23 protein-coding genes are annotated in these 17,389 nt (G+C 34.7%); 20 read left to right on the top strand and 3 right to left on the bottom strand.

From position 1 onward, the window contains the following. The first annotated feature begins 218 nt into the window (after positions 1-218). Together AMD27_RS17240 and AMD27_RS18375 are read left to right on the top strand one after the other, a co-directional pair. Positions 219-593, top strand: coding sequence for an IS630 transposase-related protein (locus AMD27_RS17240; RefSeq protein WP_067655598.1), 375 nt, complete (start codon positions 219-221; stop codon positions 591-593). Then, complete coding sequence (locus AMD27_RS18375) at positions 590-1,138, top strand: IS630 family transposase (RefSeq protein ID WP_081405901.1); 549 nt, start codon at positions 590-592, stop codon at positions 1,136-1,138. Before AMD27_RS17240 ends, AMD27_RS18375 begins: the two co-directional genes overlap by 4 nt. An 8-nt stretch (positions 1,139-1,146) precedes the next feature. Here the strand turns inward: AMD27_RS18375 and AMD27_RS17230 are convergent, their stop codons facing one another. Continuing rightward, positions 1,147-2,286 carry a hypothetical protein gene (locus tag AMD27_RS17230; RefSeq protein WP_067663732.1) on the bottom strand — a complete coding sequence of 380 codons (1,140 nt, stop codon included), beginning with the start codon at positions 2,284-2,286 and terminating at the stop codon, positions 1,147-1,149. Between the two features lie 326 nt (positions 2,287-2,612). On the opposite strand from AMD27_RS17230, the gene AMD27_RS17225 reads away from it, so the two are divergent. From AMD27_RS17225 to AMD27_RS17190, 8 genes are all read left to right on the top strand, one after another. Continuing rightward, positions 2,613-3,131, top strand: a complete 519-nt coding sequence (locus tag AMD27_RS17225) for a hypothetical protein (RefSeq protein ID WP_067663729.1) — start codon at positions 2,613-2,615, stop codon at positions 3,129-3,131. Positions 3,132-3,441: 310 nt separating this feature from the next. Next, a complete protein-coding gene (locus tag AMD27_RS17220) occupies positions 3,442-3,846 on the top strand; it encodes a hypothetical protein (RefSeq protein WP_067663727.1) in 405 nt (134 codons plus the stop codon). A 38-nt stretch (positions 3,847-3,884) separates the two neighbouring features. Beyond that, positions 3,885-4,427 carry a hypothetical protein gene (locus AMD27_RS17215; RefSeq protein WP_171254884.1) on the top strand — a complete coding sequence of 181 codons (543 nt, stop codon included), beginning with the start codon at positions 3,885-3,887 and terminating at the stop codon, positions 4,425-4,427. Positions 4,428-4,758: 331 nt separating this feature from the next. Further along, on the top strand, positions 4,759-5,070 hold the full coding sequence (locus AMD27_RS17210; protein ID WP_067663721.1) for a hypothetical protein: 312 nt from the start codon (positions 4,759-4,761) through the stop codon (positions 5,068-5,070). Between the two features lie 85 nt (positions 5,071-5,155). Beyond that, entirely contained in the window at positions 5,156-5,518 is a 363-nt protein-coding gene (locus AMD27_RS17205; protein WP_067663713.1) for a hypothetical protein, read from the top strand. Positions 5,519-5,543: 25 nt separating this feature from the next. After that, positions 5,544-5,939 carry a hypothetical protein gene (locus tag AMD27_RS17200; protein ID WP_067663709.1) on the top strand — a complete coding sequence of 132 codons (396 nt, stop codon included), beginning with the start codon at positions 5,544-5,546 and terminating at the stop codon, positions 5,937-5,939. 140 nt (positions 5,940-6,079) lie between these two features. Next, the gene (locus AMD27_RS17195) at positions 6,080-6,976 is read left to right on the top strand and encodes a hypothetical protein (RefSeq protein WP_067663708.1); all 897 of its coding nucleotides are present in this window, start codon (positions 6,080-6,082) and stop codon (positions 6,974-6,976) included. Positions 6,977-7,010: 34 nt separating this feature from the next. Then, positions 7,011-7,289 (top strand): hypothetical protein, encoded by a 279-nt coding sequence (locus AMD27_RS17190; RefSeq protein WP_067663706.1) that lies wholly within the window; start codon positions 7,011-7,013, stop codon positions 7,287-7,289. 239 nt (positions 7,290-7,528) lie between these two features. On the opposite strand, the gene AMD27_RS17185 is transcribed toward AMD27_RS17190, so the two are convergent. Then, complete coding sequence (locus tag AMD27_RS17185; RefSeq protein ID WP_067663703.1) at positions 7,529-7,990, bottom strand: hypothetical protein; 462 nt, start codon at positions 7,988-7,990, stop codon at positions 7,529-7,531. Between the two features lie 366 nt (positions 7,991-8,356). Between AMD27_RS17185 and AMD27_RS17180 the strand changes: the two genes are divergently transcribed. The 3 genes from AMD27_RS17180 to AMD27_RS17170 all read left to right on the top strand — a co-directional run bounded on the left by AMD27_RS17180 (position 8,357) and on the right by AMD27_RS17170 (position 10,921). Continuing rightward, positions 8,357-9,748 carry a hypothetical protein gene (locus AMD27_RS17180; protein ID WP_067663701.1) on the top strand — a complete coding sequence of 464 codons (1,392 nt, stop codon included), beginning with the start codon at positions 8,357-8,359 and terminating at the stop codon, positions 9,746-9,748. A 43-nt stretch (positions 9,749-9,791) separates the two neighbouring features. Further along, the gene (locus AMD27_RS17175; RefSeq protein ID WP_067663700.1) at positions 9,792-10,208 is read left to right on the top strand and encodes a hypothetical protein; all 417 of its coding nucleotides are present in this window, start codon (positions 9,792-9,794) and stop codon (positions 10,206-10,208) included. 302 nt (positions 10,209-10,510) lie between these two features. Next, a complete protein-coding gene (locus tag AMD27_RS17170) occupies positions 10,511-10,921 on the top strand; it encodes a hypothetical protein (protein ID WP_067663698.1) in 411 nt (136 codons plus the stop codon). A 416-nt stretch (positions 10,922-11,337) separates the two neighbouring features. On the opposite strand, the gene AMD27_RS17160 is transcribed toward AMD27_RS17170, so the two are convergent. Continuing rightward, positions 11,338-11,619 (bottom strand): hypothetical protein, encoded by a 282-nt coding sequence (locus AMD27_RS17160; protein WP_067663694.1) that lies wholly within the window; start codon positions 11,617-11,619, stop codon positions 11,338-11,340. A gap of 42 nt (positions 11,620-11,661) precedes the next feature. On the opposite strand from AMD27_RS17160, the gene AMD27_RS18370 reads away from it, so the two are divergent. The 7 genes from AMD27_RS18370 to AMD27_RS17125 all read left to right on the top strand — a co-directional run bounded on the left by AMD27_RS18370 (position 11,662) and on the right by AMD27_RS17125 (position 17,198). After that, on the top strand, positions 11,662-12,630 hold the full coding sequence (locus AMD27_RS18370; RefSeq protein ID WP_171254883.1) for a hypothetical protein: 969 nt from the start codon (positions 11,662-11,664) through the stop codon (positions 12,628-12,630). Positions 12,631-13,094: 464 nt separating this feature from the next. Further along, complete coding sequence (locus tag AMD27_RS17150) at positions 13,095-13,598, top strand: hypothetical protein (RefSeq protein ID WP_067663691.1); 504 nt, start codon at positions 13,095-13,097, stop codon at positions 13,596-13,598. A gap of 21 nt (positions 13,599-13,619) precedes the next feature. Continuing rightward, on the top strand, positions 13,620-13,952 hold the full coding sequence (locus AMD27_RS17145; protein ID WP_067663688.1) for a hypothetical protein: 333 nt from the start codon (positions 13,620-13,622) through the stop codon (positions 13,950-13,952). Between the two features lie 85 nt (positions 13,953-14,037). Continuing rightward, entirely contained in the window at positions 14,038-14,568 is a 531-nt protein-coding gene (locus AMD27_RS17140; protein WP_067663683.1) for a hypothetical protein, read from the top strand. A 15-nt stretch (positions 14,569-14,583) separates the two neighbouring features. Next, positions 14,584-15,309: a hypothetical protein gene (locus AMD27_RS17135; protein ID WP_067663680.1), complete on the top strand. Its 726-nt coding sequence runs from the start codon at positions 14,584-14,586 to the stop codon at positions 15,307-15,309. A gap of 316 nt (positions 15,310-15,625) precedes the next feature. Further along, entirely contained in the window at positions 15,626-16,123 is a 498-nt protein-coding gene (locus AMD27_RS17130) for a single-stranded DNA-binding protein (RefSeq protein ID WP_067663677.1), read from the top strand. Between the two features lie 331 nt (positions 16,124-16,454). Then, a complete protein-coding gene (locus AMD27_RS17125) occupies positions 16,455-17,198 on the top strand; it encodes a single-stranded DNA-binding protein (protein WP_067663673.1) in 744 nt (247 codons plus the stop codon). Positions 17,199-17,389 lie beyond the last annotated feature (191 nt).

Here is a 17,389-nt window from a genome sequence, read left to right as displayed (position 1 = left end):
ATGCTATCTGTAAATTGAGTATAAATAGGCCAAAATTTTTCAAAAAATTGGATTGTTGTATAGGTTGTATATATGTATTGGCGCAGAGCAATTGAAAGAAAATCTTTATTACTTTTTAATCCATTAAAAACCATTGCATTTAATTTGGCCTGTAGTGATTCATATAGCTGCAATCTTATTTTAGGATACAATGATAAAAAATTAATTTGTTCAAGATCATGCCTAAAGTATATTCAGTGGATTTACGTGAAAAAGTCATGCAGTTTTATGAAGAAAATAATCACAAATCATATACATGTAAAACCTTTAAAATATCTAGAACCACTTTGGATGATTGGATTCTTCTTCAAAACACCACTGGAGAATTGAAACAGCCTAAAATCAATGCAGGTCGACCCACTAAAATCAAGGATATGGATGCTTTCAAACACTTTATTGAAACTACTGAATTTTCTCAAGTGAAAGATCTCATCCCTTTATTTGAACAAAAGTTTGGGTATCCAATCCTTTACTCAACCCTGTTAAAAGCCATTCATAGACTTGGTTGGACACGTAAAAAAAGAGTTTTCTCTATAAGCAAGCCGACAAAATAACAAGGGCTGTATTCAACTGGTTTCTTCCGCAATGGAAAGAGGAGTTTGGGGAAGATCAGATTCTTTATATTGATGAGTCTGGGATAAACACCACAGATACAGCGCAATATGGTTGGTCTAAACTAGGCAGTCGTTGCGCTGCTTTAAAATTGGGTGGTCATGGTAAAAGATTAAGTATCATCAGTGCTGTGAGGTCTAATTCAGCGTATCAGTTCCTTTACCCTTTGATTTTTCAAGGTTCATGCGATCGAGCAATGTTCACGGGATGGTTGAGATATCTACTTGAAAATTTAACCAAAGATAATCAAGATAAGACCAAAAGACATCTGCTGATTCTAGATAACGCTTCGATTCATAAGAACGGAGATATCAAAAAACTAGCCAAAGACTTTAACTGTAGAATCATGTACTTGCCTGCTTACAGTCCAGATTTAAATCCAATTGAAAAAGCATGGTCAGTGCTAAAATCCAAAGTTAAAAGTATCGCTGTCCGTTTTGACAAAAACATAGAAGAAGCGCTCGATTTAGGCTTGAAGGCAATGTAGCTTAAAATTTAAATCCAGCTATAAGTATATTTTTCATCACTAAAGTTAACGCAGAGTTTTTTATTCGCTAAGTCTTTAAAATAGTTTGTTCCAATACTCGACCCCATTCGCCCAAATATGTCTAAGGTTAAGTCTGACAAATCTAACTTTGAGCCAGAATGCCCTTTAGATCGGTAAAGCTCATTGAGTGCATTCAAATATATAGATGCATAATGTGAGATGAAATATTCATAAAAATGATTATGCGATGTATCAAATACATCGTTATTATCAACACCATAAGTAAAGTTTTTTACTGCATTATTATAAAAATTATTTTTTCTTCCAGCAAAGACACCTATAGAAAACTTCATGTTTTGCATCAACATATAGCCGTATGTTTCATCAATTTTTTGGGTAATTTTTTTAGTATGAGTGACAGCAAACTCAGTGATAATTGCCGTGCAAACATTAATATTGATATTAAATTTTAATTTTAAGTTTTCTAAATCTGTAGAGTAGCTATCAGTTAGATAATTAGAAGAATATTCAGTTGAGGTACAGTTTCCTTCAAAAAGAATGTGTTTTATTTTTACTATTTCTTTCTCAGTTAATTCTTCTAATTTTATTAAGTCTTCAAATGGTACTTTTACACTTGAATAATCAAGATAGTCAAAGCAACGCATACCAAGTAAAACCTTATAATACTCAACAAGAAATGAAGGATGGTTATATAGGCCCATAGATGGAATATTGTATTTATCAATAGTTTTTAAGTGAGCAATGATATCCATTGGTATACCAGTTAGCTTTAGTCCAGACATTAATTTAGCGAAATGACTGCCATCAAACTCTAATAAAGCATAACGAAACATGCAGTTAGCAAAGTCTTTATTTTCCTTTTCTTCAAAATTAAAACCCTGAAACTCAGATTTTAATGTGTGTGTTCCATATTGCATTATGCCCATGTTTGAATCACCATTTTCCAATAAATCAGAATAATCGGTAAAGCCTAATACACGGGAAAATTCAGCTTGAATATCTTCGATCTGAGGAAGCTTTGAAGGGAAACATGGATATTGCAGATGCTCCGCAAGTCGAAAAATATTGCTTAAAAGTTCAACATTTTGTTTGATGACATCAGTTGTAAAATAAAATTTATTGTTCATTTGGAGCACCTAATTGCCTATAAGATTATTATAACCATATACCGCTTTATGTGTTGTTATTTAATGTAATTTCTTTACAAATAAAATCATCATTTTTTATAAAACTTTTAAGGGGTTGCCCTGCTTACGCTGGGGCCATTTATGCTTACGCAAAATGGTTTTGTGTTGCAGTAGTAAGAGCTTTTTTAAAAATGATTTATAAATTAAATTTACAGCACCAATTAAATTATTTTCCTAAAAGCATTGAATAACAATAATTTACATAATGTAACTATGGTATTATGCGGTATATGGTTATAATGAATCATCAGCAACGGAGATTCACCATGTCAGCATTCATCATCACAGCAGAACAAATGGCAATTAACTGTAACGTTATTGCAGGCGCAATTGGTTATAGCCCTGTTTTTAATCATTGGGTCGTTCAAGTTAAAGATTCTCTAGTGATTGAGAAAGAATTGTCTGAATCAGATAAAATCTTTTTTAAAGAAATTAATGAATATTGGAAACAAGGCAATGATAAAAAAATTGCGTTTAATTTGGTTGCACGTATGCTTGTTCAAGCAAATTACGAGGGTGTAATTGATCGTTATAATAAATGTGAGGATACATCACGGGAAAGCCAAGAGTTCTATTTAAATGAAGTTTTGAAAGCAAGAGAATCAACTGTAGAAAAGGCAAAAACTCAATCATACTTTCAGTTAGTCAAATCACTGCGTTGTCTAGATTATCAATGCTCCGACTGGAAAGAGTATAAAAAGTCTTTAGCTAAAAACTTATTAAGTTCTACCGAATATTTTGCACTCGATTCATTTGAAGAATTTATGAATGCTAAATGGTGTTAATACACATATAATTAGAATGCACCTTCGGGTGTATTTTTTTTCCCTGTGAATTAGCTAAATGAAGTATTCAACAAGCCCGTGCCGCCCCCGCTTACGCTAAGCAGCCACTTTGCTTACGCAAGTGGCATTTGACCTCGCAGGGTGATGTTCAAATTTTAAAATTAAGTTCTCGCTCTTACGGCGGTCGCTTAAACTATAAGGTTGTTTAAAAAGCAAATTTAACATTTTTTTACTTGGCATATTTGGTATATGGTTATAATCAATCTATATATTCATTAAGTGATTTTTTTATTATTAATATGGGGGAGATATGTTCAGTATAGTTTCTGCAGTCTTGTTTTTGATATTGCTATCAGCTTTTTTGGCCTACAAGCGTAAAATAAAAACAGCCATTGCATTCGGTATTTTGAGTGTAATTAGTTGTTTCACGGCGTTTTCGATGTATCAAGACTCCAAAGAGTTAAAAGAACTTGCTATAGGTGATAGACGAAGCCAAATTGTTTCATCAGCTCTGATTGCAGCAAGCCTACATAGTGATGGCCAAGCATTCATAAAGAAAGTAGAAGAATTAGGTAAAGATGGGAAAATTACAAACGCTGATTACGCTATTTTACGACCGATGATACCGAATCAGATTGTTTCAGATGTAGATAGTAAATTCCCAGATGCCAAAAGAGAAGAAATGTATCTTTCACGAATTAGTTTGTCGGAGTAAAAACCATGTATTCGAAATCAGGAGCAGTAGACTTATTCATGAAAGAGAAGTTTTCAACAGGTATGACTTTTGGCCTGATTATGAATATAGCGATTTTTATAATGTTGGGTATAGCTTGCTTATTCATGGAATACGTTTTTGGATTAGATCGCAAGATTGGACTCGCAGCGTTATTTTTAATTTGCTTCAACATGATTATGGCATCAGGTGCTTTAACAGACTTAGCCTGCCGATTGAGTGTTAAAAATTATGTACATTTGAAATATAATATTGGTATTTTGGCAGTGACAATTTCTGTTGTTGGATTGCTGGTTTTTAATATGGAACAAAGATATAACTTCATGAGTGCGGAGAAAGGACAGCTCCCCTACATTTATGCTTTTATTTTTATGCCAGTAGCTTGCTTAATTGCTGGAACGATTAAGGATAAAATTCTTAAATCAGAAGTCAAAGATGAGATATCGACAACCAAAATTAACAATGATGAATACAGTATTGATGCTGAAAGAAAAATGACAGTAACTCTTGGTTTAATGTCTGTTTATGTGGTGATTGGTTTAATTATTGGGTCGATATTTTAAGACATAATTAGAGCTAAGTTAAACTCCGACCAGAGACATATCGCACACGCGGTTTTTAGGTTGTCTCGAATGACTTTGAGAGCATCACCAACGTAACGCATCGCACACGCGATTTTACAAAAATGAATTCGGTAAGGTTTTGAGTGTTGTTCAACATATACCGCACACGCGGTTTATAGGTCTTCTTTGGGTCTCCGAGGATGCTTCATTTTGAAGTCTATCGCACACGCGGTTTTAGGAGGTAAATATTAATATAATATTTTACATAAACTTACTTCCATGTTTAGCGGTATATGGTTATAATACAATCAAGCCAACAGGAATTACTAACATGAAAATTTCACCTATTCCAAAAGAAACAATTACCCATCCAATAAACAATAAAAATATTGTATTTAATGAAATTCTTGTCAAAGAAGGATATGACGCTGGGCATGACCTTAAGACTCGCACATATATTGGTCGTGTTAAATTGGCTGATAAAACAGCACAACGTATTGCATTAGTTTCGCTAATGAAGGGGTTTTCAACGCACTGCGAACATGAATATGATTGTTGTGGCCAAATTTATACATCAGCTGTTGCGAAAAAGTTGAGTCGTAATAGAATTAAGCTAACCATTCGTGAATATGTGAATGTTTAATATTATTGCAAGGGCCTTAATAGGCTCTTTTTAATTAAAAAAGTCATTAGATAATAGACTTTACACTGCATTGGACTGAGTATTCATGGATTCAAAAAAATTGATCAAAATAGAACGCCCCGGTTTTGAAAATTTTTTGGTTAAATTTGAAACTGAAAAAAGTAAGCAACCTGTCGATACAGACAAGTTGTTGCGCCGTATAACGGCTGATGAAATTAATGGAAATAAGCCAAGTTCTATTGGTCAATATGTTGACCCATCTATTCAAGAAAAATGGACGTACTGGCTTGCAGCTGCTGAATCTAAATATGAAGATTTTGTATTGATGCCAAAGGAGCCAAATAGCCAAATACTATCTGAGATTGAATTAATGGAAGGTTGGTCTGAGGTAGCTCTTACTACACGATATAAAGCGATGTTGGCTGTAGCCCAGAAATTATTCTTTTAATATATTTACCAGAAATGGGTTAATCATGAAATATTTCTCTGATGTGGATGGTTTAATTTGTTGGGTAGATGAAGATGGGTCAAGTAACCATCCATCTATTGCGAACAATCAACAGCCTATAAAAATTGAAGATCAAAAAATCCTGTTTTTATCGAAGGATGGCACAGTTAAAGGCGAATACGTTCTTTGGAACAACTTAACTGCATTAGCCGTGGCAATTGATAAACCAGTTCACTTATTGCCAGATGAACCAATGCACATAGATAACGCCGTGGCATTAGCTCATCAAGCCATAGAAGAATTTCGTTCTGACTGGCATCAAGGCAATCTAAACCACCCAGACAATTACCCTTTAACAATTGAAAGTAATAATTCGGGTGTTTTATTCGAGCAAATGGCTTCGGCAATTACGTCTACCTAAAAACACCAATTTCTACTCAATAAAGGCTCAATCATAGTGGGTTTTTATTAAGGCTCAGGAAAACGGGATAAGCCCTAAATTGTATTATTAAAAAGTTAATTAAGAAGTTAAAAAATTAAATACGTGGAGTGTAATACTAGATGAGCGCTGATCAAGCAATGTTGTTTTTAAAAAAATCTTCAAAACTAAAATTATCATTAGTAGCGGCTGCTTTAGTGTTAAGTGGTTGTGAAAGCACAGTTGATAATGAATACAGCAAACTACTAAAGCAAACTCCAAAATGGAATAAAGAACAGTCTAGTGAAAATCTGACTCAGTATATTGATATCTCAACGGAAGGAGAAAATAAAAAATCTCCATTTATCCGAATGAAATCTGTGAGCACATTTAATGGTGGAAGTGAATCTGAATCTATTTACCGGTTAGACTGTGAGAATCATCGGGCGGCCAACTACTACAGTAAGCTAAGTCAGAAGCCAAAAATTCAGAAAACCAATGAAGATAATAGCTATTCTGAATATTCAACAGAGTCAAATTCGGAAGATTTTTATTACAACCCTACTCAACCGAATTCACTCAATTTATTATGGCGAACCTTTCCTGTAGGCGATAATTTTTTCAGCAAACACTGTAATTTAAAAGACTCAGATGTAAAACCTGAAAATCCTCAAATGAAAGATTGGACATATTTAGAAGGTTTATCAAAATTAAATTTTGCTACTACCTATGTGAAAACCGATCAACTAAACGCATTGAAAAATACTGGTGTTGGGGAGCTATCACTTAAGTCATTTGAGGAAAGCGTATATAAGTCAAATTCATCGACTGAGAATAAGCTCAAAATTGATTGTAAAGCTATGACGGTTACACTAATTGAAAGAATCACACGAGACTCTGATTATGAGTACGCGCCTGCCTTAGACCAAAGCAGATTTCGCTATAAGACAGTTTATGGTAATCCTAAGCCTCAAACCAAAGGTGCTTTAGGCGAAAAATATTCAGGGAAAAATAACTTTACAGATACTTTCTGCAAGTAATGCATAAGTAATTTTTTTTAAGAGGTATTAAATTATGAATTATTCAAAGAAATCTATCGATACTTTAAAAGATGTGATGCGAGAAAACAGAAAATGGAATGCTGAGCCATTTATTACAGAACAAAGTTTAGAAGTTGGAAGTACTGCTAATAAATCTAAAGCTCCATTTTCATTTTATTTACGACATGTTCTAAAACGAGGTGATAAACCACCGCGTGGGAAATTTTTCAAAAGCCGCGTTGCAGGAATACCGGTTATTTTTTCTGATGAGCTTTGGAATATGGCCCCTTCTACCTCTAATGTAGAGCATTGAAATTTAAATTGAAGGTCTCCATGCTAGTTATCAATATTTCAAAGAAACTGGTTTGTAGTCGTTGTAATTCAGAAACAAATAGCGTTTTAAAGCTAAAGCGTGGAGTTACCTTGTGCAATTTGTGCGAGGTTGCTATTTTTTTAGGTGAATAATAAAAACTATTCATTTAGAACGATCAACTTAAATTCTTAAAAGAAAAAAGCCATTCAATATTTGAATGGCTTTTTAGTGTAGAGATTTTAGAATCGAGTTTTAGTCGATAATTTTTTAACTGTTTTTAGTTTTAGATCAGAAGCGTGAGCAGCTAAATCAAAAACATTTCGAGCAAAACTAAAAGTCTTAAGACTAAAGTAAATTGTCGAAATAGTGGCAATGAAAGTAAGTAGACCGTATAAAGATGAGTCAGTAACTGACAAATCAAAAGTAAAGTCTGCAGCAATCAAAGAAGCTAAGCTTAAACAGCAAAAGATTTGAAATTTAAAACAATTAACGATAATTGAAGTAATGAACGATTTATGTTGAGTTGGCAAATAGTCATAAGACATATAGCAAACTAAAAGACCAACAAAAACAGAAGCAAAACCAAGAATCGTATGATTAGTTAAAGTACCAATCATCAAACCAGCTAAAACCATTGAAGTTATAGACAACATGAAAACAGCAGAGAATGATTTATTTACAAAATTTGAAATTAAATTCATGAGGATAGTGCTCCGATTGCGCTCGGATGACGGAAATTTAGCTTTGCTAAACAACCATCATCACGAAACATAAAAATGTTAAGAAAGAGGTTGAATTAGCAAATAAATTGCGAAATTTCAGGGTCTATCGTATCTCTAGTCATTATCTTATTCAACAATTTTCTCTTGGGCGTACCCGTCTTAAAGATTAATTTATTGAAAAAACAATATGTGATTGATTTTTTTAGAGTTTTACTGTGGTGTTTTTGATAAAATTACTTTTAATTACATACAGTTTCATTAATTTACATTAATTGCGGTATATGGTTATAATATTTGAGTTATAATTAACCTCATAAATTAATGATATTAATAAGGTATTTCAAAATGACTTTACGTGTTCAGTGTCTTTCAGCACAAATTAGTAAGCGTGTTTTTGATTCTTCTGAATTTGGCATCGTGCGTTGCGCCGATTTAGTTCACGGCGTAGAAGAATTTGGTTTTAAGCCTCTTGTTATCCTTGGTATTTCTTATGAAGGCCTACCTATTCATTTCAGTCAGTTCTATCGTCAGAATGAAGCTATCTGTCCAGAGAAGTTTTTAATAGATTTTTGGTCAACCAACTTGGAAAAAGACTACCCTAACCATCCGGTCAGCGGGAAACCTGACTGCTTAGTGATTGATGAAGTACTGCAGCACTCACTTGAGCCGTCTTTCTACGAGTGGCTCCAGAGCATCAATGTTGAATATAAGTTTACAGAAGGTAGAAACCGTAAGCTTTCAGCCCTTAGCCGCCAACATCAGCGCTTCCCTGTTGTAGGTACGGATTATCATGTGCCGACAGCAAGTGTAGGTAAAGAGGAATCGTACCCGCTTACTTTGGATGTTCTGAATAATGAACAAAAGTTCAATATCTTTGATAGCTCAACTTTATCAAAGTTTATTCGCGGAAAATTTAAAGCAGAATTTCATAAAGATTTTGCACCGGCATACCAAGATTTCAACTGCGAGAAAAAAAGCGTACTGAAACTGACTTTCTCACAAGATAAACGACCAACTCAAAATGAAATTGAAATGCATAACCCGCATTGGCAGAAATCTAGTATCCAGCCTGTTTTCAGCTATGGTCATTTATTAAATAATTTTGAAGCAGCTGAGCTTTCTGTAAAGCGGGTTTTTCAGGAAGAATTAGGCATCGCGTTACGGGCCACTGAATACCAGTGGAAAACTTATCCTGAAAACTTACAGATTCGTTTAAAGCAATGCCGCATTAGCCGGTTCCGTAAGTTTGATATGTTTACAGACCAAGATTACATTGAATTGTTATATCTGACTGGTATCGATCAAGAGCAATATTTTATTCATAACGCAAATGCTGAAAGTCATCCATCAGAGCGTAATACATTGGTTTATGATATCTCGCGCTTAACAATTACACAGATCAGTAAGCTATGGCGCTTCTTGGTTGGTAAGCCAAAAAACAGCTTTAAGGTCGTTAGCAACCTAGAGAATGAAAAGCGCCAAAAATATGAACTATTCACCGCCGTAAACAACAAACAAACGTTTATTTTTATTGGGCAGCTCCGCTACAATAAAGGTCTAGCATTTGATGGCATGTATTGCTCTAATTTTGACGTTCATCGTACTGCGGTAGTAGATGATGGTGTTTTCAACAAAAGCATCGTGAGCGCGTTTACATGTGATTTTGAAGCCATATCTTTTGTGAGCAATCTTACCCCGCGACTTAAGTTCTCTAAACCAACTCAATATGTAGCTTAAAAATATTTAATCTGTAGAGCCTTAATTAAAGGATATTGCTTAGATGACTATCGTAAATACTGAAAAACTTCGATTCGAACTTGCTATTTGTCGAAAAAAAGGACGCCACCACCCTTCCGGCAATCCTGATCTGTTTGATGTTGATTCAAATGGTGAATACTTGAATCCAGAAATTAAAACGCTGGCTGATGGTTGGGAGTGGTCTACTGATAACCTGACGTTACCCTCAGTGCTAATGAGACGGTATCATTTTATTCAAGAGTGCCTGCAGAAATTTCAAAATGCGAAGATGTTGAGCACTTCACTGCATACTAAGATCAATTTAGCCTTCAATACTTATGATAAGTATATTGATGATTTGACTTACGCATCAGATGCCTATGCATCAATTTTTGCAATGGAAGAATTGCTTGAAGCAGCAATGGATGAGGTTTGCAACGCTCAGATCATTAAGGAATAGATCATCAAAAGGCTTTCGCCCTATTCGATCATATTGTACATACCTTAAATCTAAGCGAGATTAAGTTAAAAGAAACCAATAGACCGGTTCCTGATGACTATGCTGAAATTCGCAGCCATTCCCACTCAATGATGTGCTTAATTTTAAGTGGAGAAAGTTTTGTGGATGGGCCAAAAAGGAATGAACGTTTAAAATATCACTACAATGAAATTGAAATAGCTACTTATCGCCAATTATTAGACGTCCAAATAAAGATGCTAGGCGATGATGTATTTCACAGTATTCAATAGACAGGTGATTTTATGCAAAATGAAGAACTTTCTAAAATACGAATTATTGATGCTGGACTATCATCAAAAGAATTAGTCGAGCTTTTTAAAGATCAACTCCCCACTGATAAACAAAACTCTGTAAGTTTAATCGATTTTCATAAAATCAAGACTGCTTCACCATGCACCGCCGTAAAACCAGACGAATTGGATAAACAAGAATTAATTTTCAATCTTCGGAATCAAATTGAAAATTTTGAACCAGTTCCCTTCGATCTTGGACAAGCCATGGTTGATGGTTTTTCTGAACATGAAGAAGACATAAAGCATTTAAACAAATTAAAGCAAAATCTGGCTGAGCTTCTTGGTCTCGATAAAGCACCAGCTCAGACATCAATATCTAAAAGTTGGGAAGTTTTGCAAGATGAATATGAAAATCAATAATTGAGTATTTTAATGGGCAAATATAGTTGGTCTGGTATACCTGAAAAATTCAAATGGTGCGCAACAGACGCATCTGGATTAAAGACTTTCTTTGTGAATAAACCATCTATGGATGACAGATATTGCGAGTGGTTTACAAGGGATGAGGACTACCATGTTTACATTGGTGGTGGTTCATATACAGGACATTGGGAACATTCATTAGAGGAAAGACCCAAGCTCAACTAAAACCGCATGTGCGATAGATCACTCGATGTAGCAGATGCTGGAGAAACATCGCTTCTAAAAATCGCATGTGCGATAGGCTGGAAACCCTAATTTTTCTTGTTTCCTCATGCCACTCTCAAAACCGCATGTGCGATAAATTGCCAAATCAACAACTACTTGGACACCCATTCTTGTCTTAGTTGGATACTTTAATAAGGTATTCTCTTGATTAGTGTCTTGTAAATATGAGTGATCGTTTCATTCCTGTAGTTTTTTAATAAAAAAACATAATATTCAGAGATAAATATAACCAACCAAGCTAAGACGGCAACAACCAAAGCAGCAGCTGGAGCCGACTTAAATCCTGCAAATTCTTGGCACAGGTAAATCACAAGTAATGAAACTAAAACCAATATACCTAAGCATGAGTAGTTCGTTGCTCTAACAAATTTAATCAGCCAATTTCTCTGCTCTTTTACATCACTCAACATGAAGAAACTCAACTACCAAGAATTTAAAAAATATCAACATTCATGAATCATTTTAATATTATTTATTTTAATTTAAAAGACATAATGTATTATCTACAAATAAACATTAGGTTATTGTTTATTTATATCAAAATAGATTTTATTCTAAATTCAAATGGTAAGAGAAAATTCATGAGTAAATTTCCCTACAAACTATTAAGCGGTATGTATGAAGGTAACGTTAACTTTAGTTCGATTCTTCATATACCAGCACTAACAGCTACATTAGAGCATACAGTATCAGAAGACTTTCAAGATTTCTTAGAAGATGCATACAGTGAATGTATAAGCGATGATCTTGCTGCTCAATGCCCTGCAATAAAGGGTGTTCTTGCTAAGATTCGTAGTGATAAGCATACTGCAGAAGATGCCGGTGAAATTGTTCAAAACTTTTACAATGAATGCGGTGAATTGGAATTTTTAATTAAGCTCAGTATTAGAGAACCTTGTAATTTTAAATTCAACGATAAAGGTGAAACAACCTCTAATAGTCTTAGTTCTGAGTATGTCATTCAATGGGTTCTGGCAAAAGATATGGAACATGCAGCAACAATTGCAATTGAACGAGCTAAAATTGTTCGTGAAACCATTCTCGTAAAAGAAAGAACTGAAAAAGGATTTGCTTCCCCGCAGATTAAAGAAATAAATCAATTAAAGCCGGCAGAGGTAGTGCGTGATCAATACGGTTATTGGTCTCACTCTGAATATACAAAATATTGGGATGAAGTAATTGGTAAGGGTGCTGAACATTGCACGACTGAACAATGGAATGCTTTAGAGCGCGAGTTAAATATTGAAACAATCAGAAAATCTTTAGAGCTTGAAGATTCTAAAGTTTGGCAAAAATATGTTGAAAGTTCTGATGCTAGTGATTGGAAACCAGTAAAGCCTAATGGAGATTGGTTTTTGGTTTCAATATTTTGTAATGAAGATGGTGCATTTGCGACTTGGGCAAAAGAGAAAACGGCCTAAAATAAATAGATTTTTGGAATTTAAGTCGTGCTTGACCAAGGCAGGCGCGACTTCTCCCTCCGCTTACGCTCAAAAAAATACGCAAAAGCTTAATTTTTAAAATTCTTCTTTCGTTTATTAGTGTCCTTGCTAACGCCTTCAAGCCAGTGGCTTACGCCGTGTTTTCAGATAAAAGGATACTTGAATATTAATATCACTTTAGGCTTAATTCCTCCTTTTTGCTGCATCAAGGTTTTTTAAAAGCGGTGACTATATGGAAAAGCATACATTTGCTAAATTTTTAGTCCGTTTTTAATACTGATTAGCTAAAATATGATTATAGACCTATTATCGGTCTATAATTTATTCAAACATTAATGTTTATAATCGACACTTATTATCTTATTTTAAATTTATTTATAAAATATAAATAAATCATAATGATTTTAAGATATTATTAAATCAAGTCCTATTTACTTTTAGCTATGACAAACTCAATTGATTATCCAATAGCTTCCCGAATTGACGAAGCACTTATATCTTACAAAGAAATGACCGGCACTCGCCTGACTTGGAGCGATTTAACAAGTAAGATCGGCAATTCTAAATCGGCTCCTACACAGTGGAAAAAAGATAAGATTGCGAAAAAAACCGTTGAAAAAATTGCTGATATATTGTGTGTAAATTATGCTTGGTTACTTACAGGCAGTGGCTCAATGTATGAAAAAGAATTAGATATGACGGGCGATATTTATGATTATTCAGAAGTTGGAAAACTGTATGTTTCTTGGTTTAAATTAAATAATGAAGCGACTGAAATACAAGAGGAAATTTCAAAAGCCATTCCAAAACCTTATGATAAGTTTTTGCCTGACACTTCTGCTCATGAGCACCTTGTAGAACTACAAAAGAAGGCAATCATGATTCAAACTCAATCTATTAGCGTTTATGCGGAATTGCTTAAAAAAGCAAAGATTTTGTCTTATTAAAATTATTTTAGGCTTATAAATATGACTGTAAAGTGGAACCCAAAAGAAGGAAAATTCTTAAGATTTTTTGATGAAAATGAAGAAGTCCAAAATTGCGCTGAGAATCCTAACAAGGCTAGAGAATTATTATCTATCATTACGTTTATTCTTACATTAGCTTTTTTCATTAGCTCATTTATGGTTTTATTCAAGGCTATCGATATTGCTACCTTAAAAAGTATAGTTGTTCTGGTGGTAGCAAGCAGATCAGTTTTAGTATTGATGTACTGGCATTCAAACTATAAGAATATGGCAATGAATGATCTTATTTTAGTTTTAATGTGTGCGACCTTATTTGTATTTCAAATACTTTAACAACACTTGTCATTATTTTACAAACACTTACTTTTAAGTATTGCGGTATATGGTTATAATGGTTTACCAGCAACGGAGACCATTCATGAATACTCAAACCAATCCTTTAAATTTTGAACTTGAGCTATTGCCGCAATTAAAAATTGAACGCCTCTATGGGTTCACGCCTCTAAATCAGCAATTATTTGAAGCGCTCTATATCAATCAAAGTAATCAAAATTTACTTGAGCAACATTTGCCAGATTTTTTTTCTCGCCTCGACTGCTTAGGATACAAAGCATCTATTGGTGACATTATAGAAACAGCTGTACCCGTTCGCTTTAAAGACCATTTATCTGCAGGCATTCCTTTTAGAATGATTGATTCAGAATCAAATGAAATCAATCTAATTAATCCAAATAATTTCAGTGATGAATTATTCACAATTCAAGAAGCATCCTTGGCTTATTCGATTTTTGCATACAATCATTTATATAATAATTCGGAAAATGATTTTGAGCAGGATTTTTGTATTTTCATGATGGAATATGCAAAGGGATTAATTAGTCATAACTATCGCTCGAAAGATAAAAACCCTCAAAACAATATGAGTGGTATTTCGAAGTTAATTGATTAATTAAGGATAAAGATCATGCCTATTACAACGTCAGGTCAAGCAAATGATTATGCTATAAGAATGCATAATGATGAATACTGGTCTCGTATATACACTCCCGATTTAAAGGGTCTTACACTCACCTCCTGCCCCACCAGTAAACAAAGTTTTTATAAACTCCCTGTAACACTCAAACTTGAGCGTGAAATGATTGCCTATGATGATCTTGATGGATATGTCGGACGGTTTGACGGATTTGAATTTGATGGTGAAATCCCTGATGAATTGCCTGAACTTGATCAGGGCATCATCACAATCGCTCTTGAAATGGCACTAAACTATCCATTCAGCTTCCCTGACAACCTATCATGTGAAGAATTAGCAAAGCAGATCGGATTGGACGTTATCGACTATGCTGCAGGGTCAATGGGTGAAAATATACAGCTGTCAGATCATGCAACTTCGCACTTAATTCAGAAGCTAAATGATAAATATATGTGCATTGACATGTTAGATCAAAATCTGGGCTTGCTAGAAACAATCAAGAAAACGCTCGAAAAATATAAAGCTGCTTATGAAGGAACCAAAGCTTATTTAATTAAATTAGGTTTTGATGAAACTGAAATAAAAAAAATTTCAGTCAGAACTGGTTACGGTCATGATGACGATTATAAGTATCGTCTCATGCTATCTGGACTTTTTGAACGTTATGAAATCCATGACTTTTTAGTTGAAACATTTTTTATGGACTTGAATTCTTAATTTATTTACACATTTATGCCCCTATTGGGGCATTTTTGCGACCTTAAAAAGTGCGGCTCCGCTGGCGCTCCTGATAACACGCTCACGCTTGTTATCTTGGATTTCAGAGAATGAGCTGGTTAAAAAAATATGGTCTTAATTTCGGATACTGGAACCTATATAAATGTTTTTAAAAGCACTAATTACATGATATTACTCAAGGTAACATTTAGATACTTGTTGGCTTTGTGGTATATGGTTATAATGATTGCATAAGGTTGGGGATTCAATTAATCGCCTAACAATTTGGTTTTTGCATAAATATAGGAATCTGGCCATGCAAACAATGAATCAGCTTTTTCTTTTGGGTCACGTTGGTAAAAATACAGAAGTCCATAACTTCCCAGATGGCGGTCGCAAGGCAACAGTTTCTCTTTGCACAAATTCAGGCAAAGGCGAAAATAAAGTTCCTCAATGGCATACATGCATTTTTTATGGTGTGTCAGCTGATTTAGTATCAGCACTTAAGAAAGGCGATTCGCTTTCAGTTGTTGGTGCATTAGAATACCGTAGTTGGACTGATCAAAATGGTCAAAACCGTATTGCAGCAGAAATCAAAGTAGATGATTTTTCTGTAATCAAAGGTGAACTTGGTCAGATTCAAAACCAAGGTCAGAATAATCGCCAAGGCCAACAGCAGAACCGTCAGCAAAATAATGGTCAAGGTGGTTACTCAAACCAAAATGGCCAACAGAACAACGGACAAGGCCAACAACATAGTCGTCAACAAAATAATGGCCAAGGTGGTTACGGTCAACAGAACCAACGTAATTAAAGGCTTTATTAAAGCCTAAACAAATACGGTAGTCTTAGCTCACCCTCCTGTTGTTGGAGACTACCGTTCTTAATTGCTGTAATTCATCCGATTGCGAGTTACAGCATTTTTTTAAGTTTTGCCCTGAATAACCCCCCTGTTATTCAGGGTTTTTTTTAATAAATTAAAATTGTATTGTGCAATACAAAATATATTTACGTTTAATTACAGATAACTTACAGTACTTTACTTGTTAGGTTTGCGGTATATGGTTATAATGATTGCATAAGGTTAGGGATTCATTCAATCGCCTAACAGTTTGGTTTTTTTGCATAAATATAGGAATCCGGCCATGCAAACAATGAATCAGCTTTTTCTTTTGGGTCACGTTGGTAAAAATACAGAAGTCCACCACTTTCCAGATGGCGGTCGCAAGGCAACAGTTTCTCTTTGCACAAATTCAGGCAAAGGCGAAAATAAAATTCCTCAATGGCATACATGCATTTTTTATGGTGTGTCAGCTGATTTAGTATCAGCACTTAAAAAAGGTGATTCGCTCTCAGTTGTTGGTGCATTGGAATACCGCAGTTGGACAGATCAAAGCGGAAATAACCGCGTGACAGCAGAAATCAAAGTAGCTGATTTTTCTGTAATCAAAGGTGAACTTGGTCAGATTCAAAACCAAAGCCAAAATAATCAAAGTGGCTACTCAAATCAGAACCGTCAACAGCAGAACCGTCAGCAAAATAATGGTCAAAGTGGTTACTCAAACCAAAACAGCCAACAGAACAACGCTCAAGGCCAACAGCAGAGCCGTCAGCAAAATAATGGTCAAGGTGGTTACTCACATCAAGAACATCAACAAAACAACGCTCAAGGTCAACAGCAGAAATCTACAGGACGAAGCCAAGCACCTCATAGTGGACAAAACAACGTATCTAGCCCACATTCACAGCATACTGGTCGAAGCCAAAGTGGTTATGGCAACCAACATCAACAAGTTAATCATCACCAAAGCGATGTGAATATGGATTATCCCCATAATGCACCACAGGATTTTGAAATGAACGAACATCATTATTCTTACAGAACGTAAGAATCACCAATACGGTAGTCTTAGCTCACCCTCCTGTTGTTGGAGACTACCGTTCTTAATTGCTGTAATTCATCCGATTGCGAGTTACAGCATTTTTTTAAGTTTTGCCCTGAGCAACACCCCCCAGTTATTCAGGGCTTTTTTTGACAAAATTTTAACAAATGTTTATATATTACATGCACTTGATTGAT

Origin of the sequence: Acinetobacter sp. TGL-Y2 (assembly GCF_001612555.1) — a bacterium.
In the GTDB taxonomy this organism is placed as follows: Bacteria; Pseudomonadota; Gammaproteobacteria; order Pseudomonadales; family Moraxellaceae; genus Acinetobacter.
This window is presented reverse-complemented; position numbering and strand designations above follow the sequence as displayed.

Bases quoted from the DNA above. Each gene is read 5' to 3' on its own strand.
- AMD27_RS17240 (WP_067655598.1), top strand. From the start codon at position 219: ATGCCTAAAGTATATTCAGTGGATTTACGTGAAAAAGTCATGCAGTTT.
- AMD27_RS17230 (WP_067663732.1), bottom strand. From the start codon at position 2,286: ATGAACAATAAATTTTATTTTACAACTGATGTCATCAAACAAAATGTT.
- AMD27_RS17225 (WP_067663729.1), top strand. From the start codon at position 2,613: ATGTCAGCATTCATCATCACAGCAGAACAAATGGCAATTAACTGTAAC.
- AMD27_RS17220 (WP_067663727.1), top strand. From the start codon at position 3,442: ATGTTCAGTATAGTTTCTGCAGTCTTGTTTTTGATATTGCTATCAGCT.
- AMD27_RS17215 (WP_171254884.1), top strand. From the start codon at position 3,885: ATGAAAGAGAAGTTTTCAACAGGTATGACTTTTGGCCTGATTATGAAT.
- AMD27_RS17210 (WP_067663721.1), top strand. From the start codon at position 4,759: ATGAAAATTTCACCTATTCCAAAAGAAACAATTACCCATCCAATAAAC.
- AMD27_RS17205 (WP_067663713.1), top strand. From the start codon at position 5,156: ATGGATTCAAAAAAATTGATCAAAATAGAACGCCCCGGTTTTGAAAAT.
- AMD27_RS17200 (WP_067663709.1), top strand. From the start codon at position 5,544: ATGAAATATTTCTCTGATGTGGATGGTTTAATTTGTTGGGTAGATGAA.
- AMD27_RS17195 (WP_067663708.1), top strand. From the start codon at position 6,080: ATGAGCGCTGATCAAGCAATGTTGTTTTTAAAAAAATCTTCAAAACTA.
- AMD27_RS17190 (WP_067663706.1), top strand. From the start codon at position 7,011: ATGAATTATTCAAAGAAATCTATCGATACTTTAAAAGATGTGATGCGA.
- AMD27_RS17185 (WP_067663703.1), bottom strand. From the start codon at position 7,990: ATGAATTTAATTTCAAATTTTGTAAATAAATCATTCTCTGCTGTTTTC.
- AMD27_RS17180 (WP_067663701.1), top strand. From the start codon at position 8,357: ATGACTTTACGTGTTCAGTGTCTTTCAGCACAAATTAGTAAGCGTGTT.
- AMD27_RS17175 (WP_067663700.1), top strand. From the start codon at position 9,792: ATGACTATCGTAAATACTGAAAAACTTCGATTCGAACTTGCTATTTGT.
- AMD27_RS17170 (WP_067663698.1), top strand. From the start codon at position 10,511: ATGCAAAATGAAGAACTTTCTAAAATACGAATTATTGATGCTGGACTA.
- AMD27_RS17160 (WP_067663694.1), bottom strand. From the start codon at position 11,619: ATGTTGAGTGATGTAAAAGAGCAGAGAAATTGGCTGATTAAATTTGTT.
- AMD27_RS18370 (WP_171254883.1), top strand. From the start codon at position 11,662: ATGAATCATTTTAATATTATTTATTTTAATTTAAAAGACATAATGTAT.
- AMD27_RS17150 (WP_067663691.1), top strand. From the start codon at position 13,095: ATGACAAACTCAATTGATTATCCAATAGCTTCCCGAATTGACGAAGCA.
- AMD27_RS17145 (WP_067663688.1), top strand. From the start codon at position 13,620: ATGACTGTAAAGTGGAACCCAAAAGAAGGAAAATTCTTAAGATTTTTT.
- AMD27_RS17140 (WP_067663683.1), top strand. From the start codon at position 14,038: ATGAATACTCAAACCAATCCTTTAAATTTTGAACTTGAGCTATTGCCG.
- AMD27_RS17135 (WP_067663680.1), top strand. From the start codon at position 14,584: ATGCCTATTACAACGTCAGGTCAAGCAAATGATTATGCTATAAGAATG.
- AMD27_RS17130 (WP_067663677.1), top strand. From the start codon at position 15,626: ATGCAAACAATGAATCAGCTTTTTCTTTTGGGTCACGTTGGTAAAAAT.
- AMD27_RS17125 (WP_067663673.1), top strand. From the start codon at position 16,455: ATGCAAACAATGAATCAGCTTTTTCTTTTGGGTCACGTTGGTAAAAAT.